This window comes from Cellulomonas iranensis NBRC 101100 = JCM 18110 (assembly GCF_001552375.1).
Taxonomy (GTDB): Bacteria; Actinomycetota; Actinomycetes; order Actinomycetales; family Cellulomonadaceae; genus Cellulomonas; species Cellulomonas iranensis.
In genome coordinates this window covers 33,482-50,224 of record NZ_BCRB01000012.1, presented here as the reverse complement: position 1 = coordinate 50,224, position 16,743 = coordinate 33,482, and the positions used below count along the sequence as shown (strand labels likewise).

General features: G+C 74.5%; 16 protein-coding genes. 5 read left to right on the top strand and 11 right to left on the bottom strand.

Annotated features, from left to right (window positions below; all coding sequences use genetic code 11):
• The 8 genes from cmk to CS2_RS03975 all read right to left on the bottom strand — a co-directional run bounded on the left by cmk (position 1) and on the right by CS2_RS03975 (position 7,200).
• Positions 1-720, bottom strand: coding sequence for a (d)CMP kinase (gene cmk, locus CS2_RS04010; protein ID WP_070318981.1), 720 nt, complete (start codon positions 718-720; stop codon positions 1-3).
• On the bottom strand, positions 702-1,811 hold the full coding sequence (locus CS2_RS04005; protein WP_070318980.1) for a prephenate dehydrogenase: 1,110 nt from the start codon (positions 1,809-1,811) through the stop codon (positions 702-704). Before CS2_RS04005 ends, cmk begins: the two co-directional genes overlap by 19 nt.
• A complete protein-coding gene (locus CS2_RS04000; protein ID WP_082739795.1) occupies positions 1,808-2,692 on the bottom strand; it encodes a pseudouridine synthase in 885 nt (294 codons plus the stop codon). The genes CS2_RS04005 and CS2_RS04000 overlap by 4 nt, the downstream gene beginning before the upstream one ends.
• Positions 2,689-3,357, bottom strand: coding sequence for an SMC-Scp complex subunit ScpB (scpB, locus tag CS2_RS03995; RefSeq protein ID WP_070318978.1), 669 nt, complete (start codon positions 3,355-3,357; stop codon positions 2,689-2,691). Before scpB ends, CS2_RS04000 begins: the two co-directional genes overlap by 4 nt.
• The gene (locus CS2_RS03990) at positions 3,354-4,295 is read right to left on the bottom strand and encodes a segregation and condensation protein A (protein WP_070318977.1); all 942 of its coding nucleotides are present in this window, start codon (positions 4,293-4,295) and stop codon (positions 3,354-3,356) included. Before CS2_RS03990 ends, scpB begins: the two co-directional genes overlap by 4 nt.
• Positions 4,279-5,142: a ParA family protein gene (locus CS2_RS03985; RefSeq protein WP_046528459.1), complete on the bottom strand. Its 864-nt coding sequence runs from the start codon at positions 5,140-5,142 to the stop codon at positions 4,279-4,281. The genes CS2_RS03990 and CS2_RS03985 overlap by 17 nt, the downstream gene beginning before the upstream one ends.
• A 110-nt stretch (positions 5,143-5,252) precedes the next feature.
• On the bottom strand, positions 5,253-6,185 hold the full coding sequence (locus CS2_RS03980; protein ID WP_070318976.1) for a site-specific tyrosine recombinase XerD: 933 nt from the start codon (positions 6,183-6,185) through the stop codon (positions 5,253-5,255).
• 7 nt (positions 6,186-6,192) lie between these two features.
• On the bottom strand, positions 6,193-7,200 hold the full coding sequence (locus CS2_RS03975) for a heme o synthase (RefSeq protein WP_082739791.1): 1,008 nt from the start codon (positions 7,198-7,200) through the stop codon (positions 6,193-6,195).
• A gap of 404 nt (positions 7,201-7,604) precedes the next feature.
• On the opposite strand from CS2_RS03975, the gene tkt reads away from it, so the two are divergent.
• The 5 genes from tkt to pgl all read left to right on the top strand — a co-directional run bounded on the left by tkt (position 7,605) and on the right by pgl (position 15,032).
• Complete coding sequence (gene tkt, locus CS2_RS03970) at positions 7,605-9,773, top strand: transketolase (RefSeq protein ID WP_070318975.1); 2,169 nt, start codon at positions 7,605-7,607, stop codon at positions 9,771-9,773.
• Positions 9,774-9,869: 96 nt separating this feature from the next.
• The gene (gene tal, locus CS2_RS03965; protein ID WP_070318974.1) at positions 9,870-11,003 is read left to right on the top strand and encodes a transaldolase; all 1,134 of its coding nucleotides are present in this window, start codon (positions 9,870-9,872) and stop codon (positions 11,001-11,003) included.
• A complete protein-coding gene (gene zwf / locus CS2_RS03960; protein WP_046528463.1) occupies positions 11,000-12,541 on the top strand; it encodes a glucose-6-phosphate dehydrogenase in 1,542 nt (513 codons plus the stop codon). Before tal ends, zwf begins: the two co-directional genes overlap by 4 nt.
• Entirely contained in the window at positions 12,538-13,455 is a 918-nt protein-coding gene (gene opcA / locus CS2_RS03955) for a glucose-6-phosphate dehydrogenase assembly protein OpcA (protein ID WP_070318998.1), read from the top strand. The genes zwf and opcA overlap by 4 nt, the downstream gene beginning before the upstream one ends.
• A gap of 104 nt (positions 13,456-13,559) precedes the next feature.
• Positions 13,560-15,032 carry a 6-phosphogluconolactonase gene (pgl, locus tag CS2_RS19715; RefSeq protein ID WP_070318973.1) on the top strand — a complete coding sequence of 491 codons (1,473 nt, stop codon included), beginning with the start codon at positions 13,560-13,562 and terminating at the stop codon, positions 15,030-15,032.
• A 79-nt stretch (positions 15,033-15,111) separates the two neighbouring features.
• On the opposite strand, the gene CS2_RS03945 is transcribed toward pgl, so the two are convergent.
• The 3 genes from CS2_RS03945 to tpiA form a co-directional block, all read right to left on the bottom strand.
• On the bottom strand, positions 15,112-15,462 hold the full coding sequence (locus tag CS2_RS03945; protein ID WP_046528465.1) for an RNA polymerase-binding protein RbpA: 351 nt from the start codon (positions 15,460-15,462) through the stop codon (positions 15,112-15,114).
• Positions 15,463-15,474: 12 nt separating this feature from the next.
• A complete protein-coding gene (gene secG, locus CS2_RS03940; protein ID WP_046528466.1) occupies positions 15,475-15,720 on the bottom strand; it encodes a preprotein translocase subunit SecG in 246 nt (81 codons plus the stop codon).
• A 228-nt stretch (positions 15,721-15,948) separates the two neighbouring features.
• A complete protein-coding gene (gene tpiA, locus CS2_RS03935; RefSeq protein WP_082131353.1) occupies positions 15,949-16,743 on the bottom strand; it encodes a triose-phosphate isomerase in 795 nt (264 codons plus the stop codon).

Sequence of the window (16,743 nt, the reverse complement as noted above, 5' to 3'; positions counted from 1 at the left end):
TCAGCCCCGCGCGGCCAGCGTGCGCTCGACGACGCCGAGCACGGCGTCGACGGTCTGGTCGAGGTCGAGCGCCGAGGAGTCGACCGTGACGACGCCGTCGGCGGCCGTGAGGAACTGCGCGACGGCGGAGTCGTCGGCGTCGCGGCGCACCACCTGGTCGCGCGTCGCCTCGACGGCCGCGGCGTCGTCCGAGCCGTGCACCTCGCGCGCGCGGCGCGCGAGGCGCGCCTCCTCGCTCGCGGTGAGCAGCAGGCGCACGTCGGCGTCCGGCGCGATCACCGTGGTGATGTCGCGGCCCTCGGCGACGATCCCGCGGCCGTCGGCCCACGAGCCGGGCTCGCACTGGAACGCGATCTCCGCGCGCTGCCGACGCGCGAGCTCGGCGCGCACGTCGAGGTTCGTCGCGACCGCGCTCACGGCCGTCGAGACCGACGTCTCGCGGATCGCGGCCGTGACGTCGATCCCGCCGACCCACACCTGCGGCCCGCGCGGGTCGACGACCATGACGAGCACCATGTCGCGCACCAGGGCCGCGACGGCGCCGGTGTCGGCGAGGTCGACGCCCTCGTGCACGGCCCACCACGTCGCCGCGCGGTACATGGCGCCGGTGTCCAGGTACGCGAGCCCGAGCCGCTGCGCGACACGGCGGGACACGCTCGACTTGCCCGACCCCGACGGCCCGTCGATCGCCACGACGATGCTCAACTCACCAGCCTCCATCCCCGAGCGGTCAGCTCGGACTCCAGGTGCTCGGCGCGCGCGGGCAGCACCGAGATCGCCGCCATGCCGACGGCGCGGCCCGCCGCGTGCTCGAGCTGCAGGTCCTCCAGGTTGACGCCCGCGGCGCCCACGTCCCCCAGCAGACGCGCGAGCTCGCCGGGCGTGTCGGGCACCAGCACCGACACCACGGCGTACTGCTTGTGCGCGCCGCCGTGCTTGCCGGGGATGCGCGCGGCGCCCGTGTTGCCCTCGGCGATGGTGCGCGCGATGGTCGCGAGCGCACCGAGCTCGACGTCCTCGGGCCCGGTGGCCCCGGCCGCCCGGTCCAGCGCGTCGACCACCACGTCGAGGTCGGCCCGCAGCGCGACGAGCACGTCCCGCACCGCGGCGGCGTTGGCGGCGAGGATCGACGTCCACAGGGCCGGGTCGGACGCCGCGAGCCGTGTCACGTCGCGCAGCCCCTGGCCCGCGAGCGCGAGCGCGGCGTCGTCGGTGCCGCGCAGACGCGCCGCGACGAGCGACGACGCGAGCTGCGGCACGTGGGACACGGCCGCGACCGCGGCGTCGTGCTCGGCGGCCTCCATGACGACGGGCACCGCACCGAGGTCGACCGCGAGGTGGCGCACCGCGAGCAGCGCGTCGTCGCGCGACGTGCCCGAGTCGGTGATGACCCACGGGCGTCCCACGAACAGGCCCGGCACCGCCGCCGACGGGCCTGAGCGCTCGCGCCCCGCCATGGGGTGCGACCCGACGTAGCGCGACAGGTCGGCGCCCGACGCGCGCAGCTCGGCGAGCACGTACCCCTTGACGCTCGCGACGTCCGTGACGACGGCGTCGGGGTGCGCCACGAGGGCGGCCTGCACGGCGTCGGCCGTCACGTCGGGCGGTGCGGCGACCACGACGAGCGCGGGCGCGGCCGACCCCGGGCCGACGGGCGTGCCCGCGCCGACGTCGCGCGCGAGCGCGAGGGCGGTGCGCGACGGGTCCTCGAGCTGCACGTCCACGCCGTGCTGCGTCAGCGCGAGCCCCACGGACGCACCCAGCAACCCCGTGCCGACGATGCGCACGGGGCCGACCGTGGCGATGCTCACATGCCCACCGAGGTCATGAGGGAGCCCAGCTCGGTCTTCGACAGCACGCGCGTGCGCCCGGGGCGCAGGTCGCCCAGGCGGATCGGGCCGATGCGCGTGCGCACGAGCTTCGTCACGGGGTGCCCGACCTCGTCCATGAGCCGGCGCACGACGCGGTTGCGGCCCTCGTGCAGGACGACCTCGACGAGGCTCGCGTGGCTCGCGACCTGCACGACCTTGAAGTCGTCGACCGTCACCGTGCCGTCCTCGAGCTCGACGCCCTGCTTGAGGCGCGTGCCGAGGGACTCCTTGACGCGGCCCTGCACCTCGACGAGGTACGTCTTGGCGACGCCGTGCGAGGGGTGCGCGAGGCGGTGCGCGAGGTCCCCGTCGTTGGTGAGCAGGATGAGCCCCTCGGAGTCCGCGTCGAGCCGGCCGACGTGGAACAGCCGCTCCTCGCGGTTCGCGACGAACTGCGCGAGCGCGGGCCGGCCCTCGGGGTCGTGCATGGTCGACACGACGCCCTTGGGCTTGTTCAGCGCGATCGTGATGAGCGAGGAGTCGAGCTGCACGCGCATGCCGTCGACGTGGATCACGGCGCTCTTCGGGTCGACGCGCACGCCGAGCTCCACCACGAGCTGGCCGTCGACCGTCACGCGGCCGTTCGCGATGAGCTCCTCGCACGCGCGACGCGAGCCGAGCCCCGCGGTCGCGAGGACCTTCTGCAGGCGCACGCCCTCGGGGTCGTGCACGTCCACCGGCTCGGCCGCCGGTGCGGGCCGGCGCTGGGGACGGCGTGCGCCGCCCGTCCCGCCACCCGTGGTGCCGCGACCGCGTCCCGGACGCCCGGCTCCTGCCGCGCGCCCACCTCCGCGGTGCCCGCGCGCGTTCGTGCCGCTCATCGTCCGTCCTCCCGTCCGTCGGTCGTGTCGACGCCCTCCAGCGTCTCGATGTCCGGCAGGTAGGGCGCCAGCGGGGGCAGCTCGTCGAGGGTCGACAGGCCGATCCGCTCCAGGAAGTATCCCGTGGTCCCGTACAGCACCGCACCAGTGACCGCGTCCTGGCCCACCTCGGCCACCAGGCCGCGGGTCGTCAGCGTGCGCATGACGCCGTCGACGTTGACGCCGCGGACCGCGGAGACCTGCCCGCGGCTCACGGGCTGCCGGTAGGCGACGACCGCGAGCGTCTCGAGCGCGGCCTGCGTGAGGCGCGCCGTCTGGCCGTCTACGACGAACCGGCCGACGACGTCGCCGTACGCCGGGTCGGAGTAGATCCGCCAGCCCTCGCCCGCCTGCCGCAGCTCGAAGCCGCGCGGCCGGCCGCCGTGCTCGCCGCGGTACTCGGCCGCGAGCTCGGCGAGCAGCTCGTCGACGCGCGCGGTCGGCAGCGCGAGCGCGGTCGCGAGCCGCACGGCCGGGATCGGCTCGTCAGCGACCATGAGCACGGCCTCGAGCGCCGCGAGCGCACCGCCGGGCAGCGTGTCGACGTCCGGCAGGGCGTCGTCGGTCCCGGCGTCGGGGGCCGCTCCCGGTGCGGCGTCCTGCGTCTGGCGCGTCTGCTCGGTCACGTCACTACCTCCTCGTCGCCACCGGCACCCACCGCGACGGGTGCCTGCGCGGGCGCGTCCGCCGGCACCTCGCCCGCCTCGCGGTCGAAGTCGTCGGACACGGTCACCTCGCCCTCCTCGCTGCCGGTCCACCGCACGGTCAGCTCACCGAGCGGCACCATCTGGTCGAACGCGACAGCGCCCTCGCGGAACAGCTCGAGCAGCGCGAGGAACCGCACGACCACGACGACGGGCTCGCCCGCGTCGGCGGTCAGCGCCCGGAACGTGCTCGCACCGTGCTGCCGCAGCCGGTCGACCAGCACGGCGGCCTGCTCGCGCACGCTCACGACCGGCGCGTGCAGGTGGCTGAGGTCGACGCGCGGGGGCGGCGGCTTGGGCGCGAGCGCACGCGCCGCGAGCTCGGCGAGCCGCTCGGGACCGATCTGGAAGACCAGCTCGGGCAGCAGCGCCGCCTGGTGCGGCTCGAGCTCGACCGCGCGCGCGAACCGTCGCGACCCCGCCTCGAGGGCGACGCCGAGGTCGGCCGCGACCTGCTTGTACGCGCGGTACTGCAGGAGCCGCGCGAACAGCAGGTCCCGCGCCTCGAGCAGCTCGAGGTCCTCGGCGTCCTCGACCTCGGCGGACGGCAGCAGGCGCGCGGCCTTGAGGTCGAGCAGCGTCGCGGCGACCACGAGGAACTCGCTCGCCTGCGACAGGTCCCAGTCGCGGCCGCCCGCGGCCGCCGCCCGCTCGGCCGCGCGGATGTGCGCGATGAACTCGTCGGTCACCTTCGACAGCGCGACCTCGGTGATGTCGAGCTTGTGCTTGGCGATCAGGCCCAGCAGCAGGTCGAACGGCCCGCTGAAGACGTCGAGGTGCACCTCGAAGCCGGTGGACCCGGCCGGGGCGTGCTCCTCCGGTGCGCTGTCCGCCGGCGCGCCGTCAGGCGGCGTCGCCACGCGCCACGAGCTCGCGCGCGAGCTGGCGGTAGGCCTCGGCACCGGCGTGCGTCGGCGCGTACTGGGTGATGGGCTCGGCCGCGACGGTCGCGTCGGGGAACTTCACGGTGCGGCCGATGACGGTGTGCAGGAGCGTGTCGCCGAACGCCTCGTGCACGCGCGCGACGACCTCGCGGGCGTGCAGCGTGCGCGAGTCGAACATGGTCGCGAGGATCCCGTCGACCTCGAGGCGCGGGTTGAGCCGGTCGCGGACCTTCTCGATCGTCTCGACGAGCAGCGCGACGCCGCGCAGCGCGAAGAACTCGCACTCGAGCGGGATGAGCACGCCGTGCGCGGCCGTGAGCGCGTTGACCGTGAGCAGGCCCAGCGACGGCTGGCAGTCGACGAGCACGACGTCGTAGTCGTCGAGCACGGGGCGCAGCACGCGCGACAGCACGGACTCGCGCGCGACCTCGCCCACGAGCTGCACCTCGGCGGCCGAGAGGTCGATGTTCGCGGGCAGCAGGTCCAGCCCGGGGATCGCGGTCTCGCGGATGACCTCGTGGATGTCCGCGTCGCGCTCCATGAGCAGGTTGTAGACCGTGCGGTCGAGCTCGTGCGGGCTGATGCCGAGGCCGACCGACGCCGCACCCTGCGGGTCGAAGTCGACGATGAGCACGCGCCGCCCGTACTCGGCCAGCGCGGCGGCGAGGTTGATGGTCGTCGTCGTCTTGCCGACGCCGCCCTTCTGGTTGCACATCGCGATGACCCGCGCGGGACCGTGCGACGGCAGCGCCGCGGGCACCGGGAACCTGGGCAGCACGCGGCCCACCGCGTCGAGCGGCTGCTCGGTCGTCTCCTGCGTCATCGGCTCACCATCTGCTTCCCGCCTCGCCCTCCCGGGCCCACCACGCGGCACAACCTACCCGAGCGACGCGCCGTCACGACCACGACAGACCGGGCACGCCGCGATCCGCCTCAACGCGCACGCGGGTGGCTCGCGGCGTACACCTCGCGCAGCGTGTCGGGCGTCACCATCGTGTAGATCTGCGTCGTCGTCACCGACGCGTGGCCGAGCAGCTCCTGGACCACGCGCACGTCCGCACCGCCGGCCAGCAGGTGCGTCGCGAACGAGTGCCGCAGGGTGTGCGGCGACACGTGCGCGGTGTCGAGCCCGGCCCGCTCGGCCGCCGTGCGCAGCACCGCCCAGGCCGACTGCCGGCTCAGGCGCGCTCCCCGCGTGTTGAGGAACACGGCCGCGTTGCCGCGCCCCGAGGCCGCGAGCGCGGGACGCCCGCGCACGAGGTACGCCTCGACCGCCTCCGCCGCGAACGACCCGACGGGCACGACGCGCTCCTTGCGGCCCTTGCCGAGCAGCCGCACGGCCGACCGGCCGGCCGTGAGGTCGAGGTCGTCGACGTCGACGCCCACGGCCTCCGAGATGCGGGCCCCGGTCGAGTACACGAGCTCGAGCAGCGCGCGGTCGCGCAGCGGCACCGGGCCGTCGCCGAGCCCCGCGGCGTCGATGAGGCGCCCGACGTCCTCGACCGAGATCGCCTTGGGCAGCCGCCGGGGCTGCGCGGGCGGTCGCACGTCGGCCGCGGCGTCGGTCGGCGCGAGGCCGTCGAGCGCGAGGAACCGGTGCCAGCCGCGCACCGCGACCACCGAGCGCGCGGACGACGACGCCGAGAGCACGGCCCGCCCGTCGGACCCGGTGCGCAGCACGAGCAGGTAGTCCTCGACGTCGCGCTCGGTGATCTGCGACGGGTCGTCGCGCCCGAGCGCGTGCAGGTGCGCGACGTAGCGCGTGAGGTCGCGGCGGTACGCCGACAGCGTGTGCGTCGCGAGCCCGCGCTCGACCGACAGGTAAGCGAGGTACCCCTCGAGCGCGGACGTCAGACGGTCGGGCACCGGCGCGTCACAGCGGCAGGAACACGTCCACCGCGATCGCGACGGACAGCAGCGTGAGGTAGGTGATCGACGCGTGGAACACGCTCATCGCGCGCAGCGGACCGCGCTGCGCGTCGTTGGCGCGGCGCAGCAGGCCGATGCACGACCACAGGAACCACCCGCCGAGCACGCTCGCGACGACGGCGTAGACCCAGGTCATGCCGGCGACGGGCACGAGCAGCAGCGAGCACGCGATCATCGCGAGGGTGTACGCGATCATCTCGCGCGCGACCTTGGTGTCGGCGGCCACGACGGGCAGCATCGGCACGCCGGCCGCCGCGTAGTCGCGCCGGAACTTCATCGACAGCGGCCAGTAGTGCGGCGGGGTCCAGAAGAACACGACGCCGAACAGCAGGACCGCCGCCCACGAGACGCCCCCGGTGACGGCCGACCAGCCGATGACGACGGGCATGCACCCCGCGGCGCCGCCCCACACGATGTTCTGCGGCGTGCGGCGCTTGAGGATCATCGTGTAGCCGACGACGTAGATGAGGATCGCCGACCCGGTGAACAGCGCCGAGGCCGGGTTGACCGCGAACCACAGCCACGTGAGCGAGACGGCGCCCAGCACGAGCCCGAACACGAGCGCGGCGCGCGGCGTCACGCGGCCCGTGACGATCGGGCGGCGGCGCGTGCGGTTCATGACGCGGTCGATGTCGCGGTCGAGGTACTGGTTGAGCGTGTTCGCCGCACCCGCGGCGCCCGCGCCGCCGACGAGCGTCGCGACGACGAGCCCGAGCGGCGGGAAGCCCTGCGCCGCGAGGAACATCGTCGGGATCGTCGTGATGAGCAGCAGCTCGATGACGCGCGGCTTCGTCAGCGCGACGTACGCGCCCACCGTGCCGAGCACGCGTCGCAGCCCTGCGGCCTCCCGCTCCCCCGGCGTCGCGACCTCGTCGTGCGCGGCGCCGGCCGTCGCGTCGGGGGCGACGTCGGGGCGGCTCGCGTCGGGCGGCGACGGGGTGGAGAGGCGCACGTGCTTCGTGCTCCGTTCAGGAGGTCGGACGAGTCCGCCCGGGGGCGTCGTCGGTCCGCACGGCGGCGTCGCGACGAGGGCGGTGGGACCGAGGTCCCGCCCGCCATGCTACGCATGGTGCCGTCCCGGCGGGCGTCCCCGGCGTGCCCCGCGGCCCTGCGGCGACGTGAGATCGGTCGCACCGCCGCGTGATCAGGCCCGTCGCCGCGCTCCCACACCCGACGGCAAGCGATTGCCTTTCCGATGGGACGAGTGCGCGCGGTCCCACCGCCGCGCTATAGGCTCGACGAGGCAGAGGTCCCGTCCGACGGCGTGACGGGGATCCGCCGGGCGCGTCGCTCCCCGCGGCCGACGCCCGACGCTCGGAACGACGCCCCGCGCGTGCGGGACGGGAATGAGGTGCGGTGAACGCGAAGGCTCCCCTGGCCACGACGGTCGGCTGGTCCGACCTCGACGTGCGGGCGGTCGACACCGTCCGCGTGCTCGCGGCGGACGCGGTCGAGAAGGTCGGCAACGGCCACCCGGGCACGGCGATCAGCCTCGCCCCCGCGGCCTACCTGCTCTACCAGAACGTCATGCGGCACGACCCGACCGACCCGCACTGGCTCGGCCGCGACCGGTTCGTGCTGTCGGCGGGGCACTCGAGCCTCACGCAGTACATCCAGCTCTACCTGGCCGGGTTCGGCCTGGAGCTCGAGGACCTCGAGGCGCTGCGCACGTGGGGCTCGAAGACCCCCGGCCACCCCGAGTACCGCCACACGGCCGGCGTCGAGATCACGACCGGCCCGCTGGGCCAGGGCCTCGCGTCCTCGGTCGGCTTCGCGATGGCGGCCCGCCGCGAGCGCGGCCTGCTCGACCCCGAGGCGGCGCCCGGCGAGAGCCCGTTCGACCACTTCGTGTACGTCATCGCCTCGGACGGCGACCTGCAGGAGGGCGTGACGAGCGAGGCCTCGTCGATCGCCGGCACGCAGGAGCTCGGCAACCTCGTCGTGCTGTGGGACGACAACCACATCTCGATCGAGGGCGACACGCAGATCGCGTTCACCGAGGACGTGCTCAAGCGCTACGAGTCGTACGGCTGGCACGTGCAGTACGTCGACTGGACCGCCGGCGGCGAGTACCGCGAGGACGTCGACGCGCTGCACGCGGCCATCGAGGCCGCCAAGGCCGTGACCGACAAGCCGTCGTTCATCGGCCTGCGCACGCTCATCGCGTGGCCCACGCCCGGCAAGACGGACGACCACTCGTCGCACGGCTCGAAGCTCGGCGGCGAGGCGATCAAGGGCCTCAAGGAGGTCCTCGGCTTCGACCCCGAGAAGTCCTTCGACGTCGCGCCCGAGGTCATCGCCCACACCCGGTCGCTCGCGGACCGTGCCGCCACGGCGCGCGCCGCGTGGCAGGAGAAGTTCGACGCGTGGGCCGCCGCGAACCCCGAGCGCAAGGCGCTGCTCGACCGCCTCGTCGCGGGCGAGCTGCCCGCCGGCTGGGCCGAGGCGCTGCCGCAGTTCCCGGCCGGCAAGTCCGTCGCAACGCGCGCCGCGTCCGGTGAGGTCCTCTCGGCGCTCGCGCCCGTGCTGCCCGAGCTGTGGGGCGGCTCGGCCGACCTCGCGGGCTCGAACAACACGACGATGAAGGGCGAGCCGTCGTTCCTGCCGGCGCACCGCTCGTCGCACGAGTTCGCGGGCGACCAGTACGGCCGCACGCTGCACTTCGGCATCCGCGAGCACGCGATGGGCTCGATCCTGTCGGGCATCCGCCTGCACGGCCTCACGCGGCCCTACGGCGGGACGTTCTTCACGTTCTCGGACTACATGCGCGGCGCCGTGCGGCTCGCGGCCCTCATGGGCGTGAACGCGACGTACGTGTGGACGCACGACTCGATCGGCCTCGGCGAGGACGGCCCGACGCACCAGCCGGTCGAGCACCTCACCGCGGTGCGCGCGATCCCCGGCCTCGCGGTCGTCCGCCCCGCGGACGCCAACGAGACCGCCCACGCCTGGAAGGCGACCCTCGAGCGCTCCGACGGCCCCGTCGCCCTGGTCCTCACGCGGCAGAACGTCCCGACGTTCCCGCGCGGCGAGGACGGCTGGGGCGCGGCCGACGGCGTCGCGAAGGGCGCGTACGTGCTGCGCGACGCGTCGACGGGCACGCCCGACGTCGTGCTGATCGCGACCGGCTCCGAGGTCCAGCTCGCCGTCGAGGCGCGCGAGACCCTCGAGGCCGCGGGCGTCGCGACGCGCGTCGTGTCGGCGCCGTGCCTCGAGTGGTTCGCCGAGCAGGACGAGGCGTACCGCGAGTCGGTGCTGCCGTCGTCGGTCCGCGCGCGCGTGTCGGTCGAGGCCGGCATCGCGATGTCGTGGGACAAGATCGTGGGCGACGCGGGCCGGTCGGTCTCGCTCGAGCACTACGGCGCGTCGGCGGACTACCAGACGCTGTACCGCGAGTTCGGGATCACCGCCGAGGCCGTCGTGGCCGCGGCGCACGAGTCGATCGCGGCGGCGCGTGGGGCGCACGCCCCGGCCGACTCGGCCGCGACGCCCACGCAGTCCGGCACGGGCGACCTGCCCGCCTGACGCACCACGCGGCGGGGCCGGCACCAGCACCGGCCCCGCCGCGCACCACCCGCACGACCCGCACCACCGCTCGTCGTGGGACGAAGGGGAACGACCATGACCTCCAGCACCACCCCTGTACAGGCCCTGCGTGACGCCGGGGTCGCCGTCTGGCTCGACGACCTGTCGCGCCAGCGGATCGCGTCCGGAGGTCTCGCCGACCTCGTGCGGCGCGGCGTCGTCGGCGTCACGACCAACCCGACGATCTTCGCCTCGGCCCTCGCGCACGGTGACGCCTACGACGCGCAGCTGCGCACGCTGGCCGCCGACGGCGCGGCCGTCGAGGAGGCGGTCCTGCGGATCACCACGGACGACGTGCGCGACGCGTGCGACGTGCTGCGGCCCGTGTACGACGCGACCGACGGCGTCGACGGGCGCGTGTCGATCGAGGTCGACCCGCGGCTCGCGCGCGACACGGCCGCGACGGTCGCGTCCGCCGAGACGCTCTGGTCGGAGATCGAGCGTCCGAACCTGTTCGTCAAGATCCCCGCGACCCGCGAGGGCCTGCCCGCGATCACGGCCGCGCTCGCGCAGGGCATCAGCGTCAACGTGACGCTGATCTTCTCGCTGCAGCGCTACCGCGCGGTGCTCGACGCGTTCCTCGACGGGCTCGAGCAGGCGCGCGCCGCCGGGATCGACCTCGCGCCGATCGGCTCGGTCGCGTCGTTCTTCGTGTCGCGCGTCGACGCGGCGATCGACCCGCGGCTCGACGCGCTCGGCACCGCCGAGGCGGCCGAGCTGCGCGGCACGGCGGCGATCGCGAACGCGCGCCTCGCGTGGGGCGTCTACCAGGAGGTCGTCGCGGGCGAGCGCTGGCAGGCGCTCGCGGCCGCCGGCGCGAAGCCCCAGCGTCCGCTGTGGGCGTCGACGGGCGTCAAGGACCCGGCCTACCCCGACACGCGCTACGTCGACGAGCTCGTGGTCGCCGGCAGCGTCAACACCATGCCCGAGAAGACGCTCGACGCGGTCGCCGACCACGGCGCCGTGCGCGGCGACACGGTCACGGGCACGCAGGACGCCTCGGCGGCGCTGCTCGACCGCATCGAGGCCCTCGGGATCTCGATCGACGAGGTCACCGAGCAGCTCGAGGTCGAGGGTCTGGAGAAGTTCGAGGCCTCGTGGTCCGAGCTGCTCGGCACGGTCGAGGCCGGGCTCACGTCCGCCGCGTCGTCGACCGAGGAGGCCCGGTGAGCGGCGCCAAGGTCGGGCCCGACCAGAACCCGCTGCGCGACGCGCGCGACCGCCGCCTCCCCCGCATCGCCGGGCCCTGCGGCCTCGTGATCTTCGGGGTGACCGGTGACCTCGCGCGCAAGAAGCTCATGCCGGCGGTCTACGACCTCACCAACCGCGGCCTGCTGCCCCCCGGCTTCGCGCTGACCGGCTTCGCGCGGCGCGACTGGGAGACGCAGGACTTCGAGCAGGTCGTGCACGACTCGGTGAAGGAGCACGCGCGCACGCCGTTCCGCGAGGCGACGTGGCGCCAGCTGTCCGAGGGCATCCGGTTCGTGCAGGGCACGTTCGACGACGACGACGCGTTCGACCGGCTCCGCGAGACGGTCGAGGACCTCGACGTCACGCGCGGCACGGGCGGCAACCACGCGTTCTACCTGTCGGTGCCGCCGAGCTCGTTCCCCGTCGTCTGCCAGCAGCTCGCCCGCTCGGGTCTGTCGCAGCCGCAAGACGGCACGTGGCGGCGCGTCGTCATCGAGAAGCCGTTCGGCCACGACCTGGCCTCGGCGCGCGAGCTCAACGACATCGTGTCGCAGGTGTTCCGACCGGACGACATCTTCCGGATCGACCACTACCTGGGCAAGGAGACCGTCCAGAACCTGCTGGCGCTGCGCTTCGCGAACCAGCTGTTCGAGCCCATCTGGAACGGCAACTACGTCGACCACGTGCAGATCACCATGGCCGAGGACATCGGCATCGGCGGCCGCGCGGGCTACTACGACGGGATCGGCGCCGCGCGCGACGTCATCCAGAACCACCTGCTGCAGCTCCTCGCGCTGACCGCGATGGAGGAGCCGGTGTCGTTCGACGCCGAGGCGCTGCGGGCCGAGAAGACGAAGGTGCTGTCGGCGCTGCGCCTGCCGCGCGACCTCGGCAAGCACACCGCCCGCGGGCAGTACACGGCCGGCTGGCAGGGCGGCGAGAAGGTCGTCGGCTATGCCGAGGAGGAGGGTTTCAACCCGGACTCCACGACCGAGACGTACGCCGCGATCCGGGTCGACATCGACACCCGGCGCTGGGCCGGGGTGCCGTTCTACCTGCGCACCGGCAAGCGCCTGGGGCGGCGCGTCACCGAGATCGCCGTGGTGTTCAAGCGCGCGCCCCACCTGCCGTTCGAGTCGACCTCGACGTCCGAGCTGGGGAAGAACGCCCTCGTGATCCGCGTGCAGCCCGACGAGGGCGTCACGCTGCGGTTCGGGGCCAAGGTGCCCGGCACGGCGATGGAGGTCCGCGACGTCACGATGGACTTCGGGTACGGGCACGCGTTCACCGAGTCCTCCCCCGAGGCGTACGAGCGCCTCATCCTCGACGTGCTGCTGGGCGACCCGCCGCTGTTCCCGCAGCACGAGGAGGTCGAGCTGTCGTGGAAGATCCTCGACCCGGTCACCGCGTACTGGGCGAGCCACGGCAAGCCCGACGAGTACCGCGCCGGAACGTGGGGTCCGGCGTCGGCGGACGAGATGATGGCCCGTGACGGCCGGGCGTGGAGGCTCCCGTGATCATCGACATGCCGGACACCACCACCCGGGACATCAACAAGCGCCTCCTGCAGGAGCGCGACGAGGGCGGTGCGATCGCCCTCGGGCGCGTGCTGACGCTCATCATCGACGCCGACGCGCACGACCCCGAGGACGCGATCGAGGCGGCCAACTCCGCCAGCCGCGAGCACCCGTGCCGCATCATCGTCATCACCGAGGGCACCGAGGAGCGGCGCGCCAACCTCGACGCGCAGATCCGCCTCGGCGGCGACGCCGGCGCGAGCGAGGTCGTCGTGCTGCGCATCTCGGGCGGCGTCACGCGGCACCTCGACACGCTCGTCATGCCGCTGCTGCTGCCCGACGCGCCGATCGTCGCGTGGTGGCCCTACGACGTGCCGGAGAACCCCGCGGAGCACCCGCTGGGCCAGATGGCGCAGCGCCGCATCACCGACACGTCGACGTGCTCGCGCCCGAGCCGCGCGCTGCGGAACCTCGCGCGCGTCTACACCGAGGGCGACACCGACCTCGCGTGGACCCGCGCGACGCTGTGGCGCGGGCTCATCGCCGCGACGCTCGACCAGCCGCCGTACGAGCCCGTGCGCCGTGCCGTGGTCACGGGCGAGAGCACGCACCCCTCGGTCGACCTCATGGCCGCCTGGTTGGCGCACGCGCTGCGCTGCCCGGTCGAGATCGAGCGCGTCCCCGGCGCGCCGGCCATCACGCAGGTGCGGCTCGAGCGCGCCTCGGGCGACATCGTGCTGGACCGCCCCGACGGCAAGACGGCCGCGCTGCGCCAGCCCGACCAGCCCGAGCACCGCATCGCGCTGCCGATCCGCCAGCTGCGCGAGTGCCTCGTCGAGGAGCTGCGTCGCCTCGACGCCGACGAGGTGTACGGCGAGGTCCTGCAGAAGGGCCTCGCGCGCATCGACGCCTGACCCCACCGACGGGCCGCCCCGCGCCACCGCGCGCGCCGGGCGGCCCGTCGGCACCCCCGCGACGACCGCCCGGGCCGCGCCGGACCGGGCCGAGGAGGAGACGCATGAGCACCGCCACGCCCGAGGTCCTGGTCCACCCCGACGCCGACGTCCTCGCCGCCGCCGCGGCCGCGCGCCTGCTGACGCGCCTGGTGGACCTGCAGTCGCACCGCTCGCCCGTGCACGTCGTGCTCACGGGCGGGACGGTCGGCATCGCGACGCTGCGGGCCGTCGCGGACTCGCCGGTGCGCGACGCCGTCGACTGGTCGGGCGTGCACCTGTGGTGGGGCGACGAGCGCTTCCTGCCGGCGGGCGACGCGGACCGCAACGAGACGCAGGCCCGCGCGGCGCTGATCGACGCCCTCGGCGACGCGCTGCCGGCCGCGAACGTGCACGCCGTCCCGGGGCCCTCCGACGACGTGCCCGACGGCGAGGCCGCCGCACGCGCCTACGCCGCCGAGCTGCGCGCGCACGCCGCCGACGACGGGCTCGCCCCCCGGTTCGACGTGCTGCTGCTCGGCATGGGACCCGACGGGCACGTCGCGTCGCTGTTCCCCGAGCGGTCGTCGCTGTACGAGGCGAACCTGCTCGTGGTCGCGGAGCACGACTCCCCCAAGCCGCCGTCCGAGCGGGTGTCGCTCACGTTCCCGCTCATCCGGTCGGCGCGGGAGGTGTGGGTCGTCGCCGCCGGGGCCGAGAAGGCACCCGCGGTCGCGCGGGCCCTCGCGGGCGACGACGTCCGGACCACGCCCGCCGCCGCCGCCCGCGGGCAGGAGCGCACGCTGTGGCTCGTCGACGTCGCGTCGGCGGCCGAGCTGCCGGGCGCCGACCCGGCCGCGACGCCCCCGGTCTCCGGGCCCCGCCGCCCCCGCTCGGAGGTGGACCCCGCGTGGACGGCGGTCGAGGCGTACGTCGCACCGCTGGTCGCCGAGGGTGCCGACGCCGTGGCCGTGCGCACCGCCGCCGCCGACGCGGGCCTGCCCGACATCGCGGTGAGCTCCGCGCAGGGCCGCCTGCTCGAGCTGCTGGCGCGCGCCGTGGGTGCGCGCCGCGTGCTCGAGATCGGCACGCTGGGCGGCTACAGCACGTGGTGGCTCGCGCAGGCGGTGCCGGCCGACGGCTCGGTCATGACCCTGGAGGTCAGCGACGCGCACGCGACGGTCGCCCGGACGTCGCTCGCGGCAGCCGGTCTGCAGGACCGCGTCGACGTCGTCGTGGGACCAGCCCTGGAGTCGCTCGACCGTCTCGTGGCCGCCCACGTCGCCCCGTTCGACCTCGTGTTCGTCGACGCCGACAAGCAGCAGCTCGCGGCCTACCTCGACCGCGCCGTGACGCTGTCGCGGCCCGGCACGCTCCTCGTGGTCGACAACGTGGTGCGCGGGGGCGCGGTGGTCGACGCCGACCACCCCGACGACCGCGTGCAGGGCGTGCGCACGTTCCTGGAGCGCGCCGCGGCCGACGGCCGCGTCGACGGCACCGTCGTGCAGACCGTCGGCGAGAAGGGCTACGACGGGTTCGCGCTGCTGCTCGTGCGGTGAGCGCGTCACCGGCCGGGGACGCGGACGGCGTCGCACCCCGCGGGGTGCGACGCCGTTCGCGCGTAGAGGGTGGTCGTCGTCAGCGACGTCCGCGCCGCGCCCGCAGGGCGGCGAGCGCCTCGTCGAGGATCGCCGCGCCGTCCTCCTCGCTGCGACGCTCCTTCACGTACGCGAGGTGCGTCTTGTACGGCTCGTTGCGCGTGGGCGACGGCGGCGCCTCCGGGTCCTGACCGGCGGGGAACCCGCACCGCGGGCAGTCCCAGGTGGCCGGCGCCTCGGCGGCGGCCTCCTCCGCGAAGCTCGGCCGCGTCTCGTGGCCGTTCGCGCACCAGTAGGAGATCCAGACGCGCGGCGCGGCGTCGCCGCGCTCCGCCTCGCCCATCGGACCGGCACCGACGCGCGACCCCCTGATCGCACTTCCGCTCGCCATGGCCGTGCCCCCTTACTCGGAGAACTTCTCGATGAGGCCGAGCAGCACGATCATCACGGTCCACGTCAGCGCGACGCCGACGGTGATCCTGTTGAGGTTGCGCTCGGCGACGCCCGACGAACCGGCGCTGGCCGTGATGCCACCGCCGAACATGTCCGAGAGGCCACCGCCCTTGCCCTTGTGCAGCAGCACCAGCGGGACGAGAAGGAGGCTGGTCAGGACCAGCAGCACCTGGAGGGTGATACGCAGGGCAGTCACGTCGGTGGGTTCCTCACTCGGGCGGTCGGTGCAGCGGTGCGCCGGGCCGCGCGCGGCGTCGGTGCGGGTCGTGCTGGTTCGTGCTTCCGGTCACCCGGCCCCGGGGTGCGGGGACGGGACGACCGCGGTACAGGGTAGGCGACGGGAGGCGGTCGGGACCACCACCGTCGCACCCTGCGGCGTGGTCCGGCCGGCGCGCGGCTGCGCACCGGCCGGACCACTGCCGGGTCAGGCGACGGTGTGCGCCTGGAACCGCGCGATCTTCGCGAACTCCTCGGGGTCGAGGCTCGCGCCACCGACCAGCGCGCCGTCCACGTCGGGCTTGGCCATGATCGACGCGACGTTCGAGGACTTCACCGAGCCGCCGTACAGCACGCGCACGGCGTCGGCCGTGGCCTGGTCGTACAGCTCGGCGATGCGCACGCGGATCGCCTCGCACAGCTCCTGGGCGTCCTCGGGCGTCGCGGTCTCGCCCGTGCCGATGGCCCACACGGGCTCGTAGGCGACGACGAGGCCCGCGACCTGCTCGGCCGTCAGGCCCTCGAGCGCACCGTCGAGCTGCGCCAGCGTGTGCGGCACGTGCTCGGCGGCCTTGCGCACCTCGAGCGGCTCGCCGACGCACACGATCGGGACGAGGCCCGCGCCGAGCGCCGACTTCACCTTGGCGTTGACGACGGCCTCGTCCTCGTGGTGGTACTGCCGGCGCTCCGAGTGGCCGACGGCCACGTAGGTGCAGCCGAGCTTCGACAGGAACAGCGGCGAGATCTCGCCGGTGTACGCGCCGGACTCGTGCGCCGACACGTCCTGCGCGCCGTAGACGAGCTCGAGCTTGTCGGCGTCCACGAGGGTCTGCACGCTGCGCAGGTCCGTGAACGGGACGAGCACCGCGACCTCGACGGCCGCGTAGTCGTGCTTGGCGTCGCGCAGGCTCCACGCGAGCTTCTGCACGGTGTGCGTCGCCTGGTGGTGGTCCAGGTTCATCTTCCAGTTGCCCGCCATGAGCGGGGTGCGGGTGGTCGCCAC

Coding starts and splice junctions, on each gene's coding strand:
- cmk (WP_070318981.1), bottom strand. CDS start 720: ATGGAGGCTGGTGAGTTGAGCATCGTCGTGGCGATCGACGGGCCGTCG.
- CS2_RS03985 (WP_046528459.1), bottom strand. CDS start 5,142: ATGACGCAGGAGACGACCGAGCAGCCGCTCGACGCGGTGGGCCGCGTG.
- CS2_RS04000 (WP_082739795.1), bottom strand. CDS start 2,692: ATGAGCGGCACGAACGCGCGCGGGCACCGCGGAGGTGGGCGCGCGGCA.
- pgl (WP_070318973.1), top strand. CDS start 13,560: ATGAGCACCGCCACGCCCGAGGTCCTGGTCCACCCCGACGCCGACGTC.
- CS2_RS03945 (WP_046528465.1), bottom strand. CDS start 15,462: ATGGCGAGCGGAAGTGCGATCAGGGGGTCGCGCGTCGGTGCCGGTCCG.
- tal (WP_070318974.1), top strand. CDS start 9,870: ATGACCTCCAGCACCACCCCTGTACAGGCCCTGCGTGACGCCGGGGTC.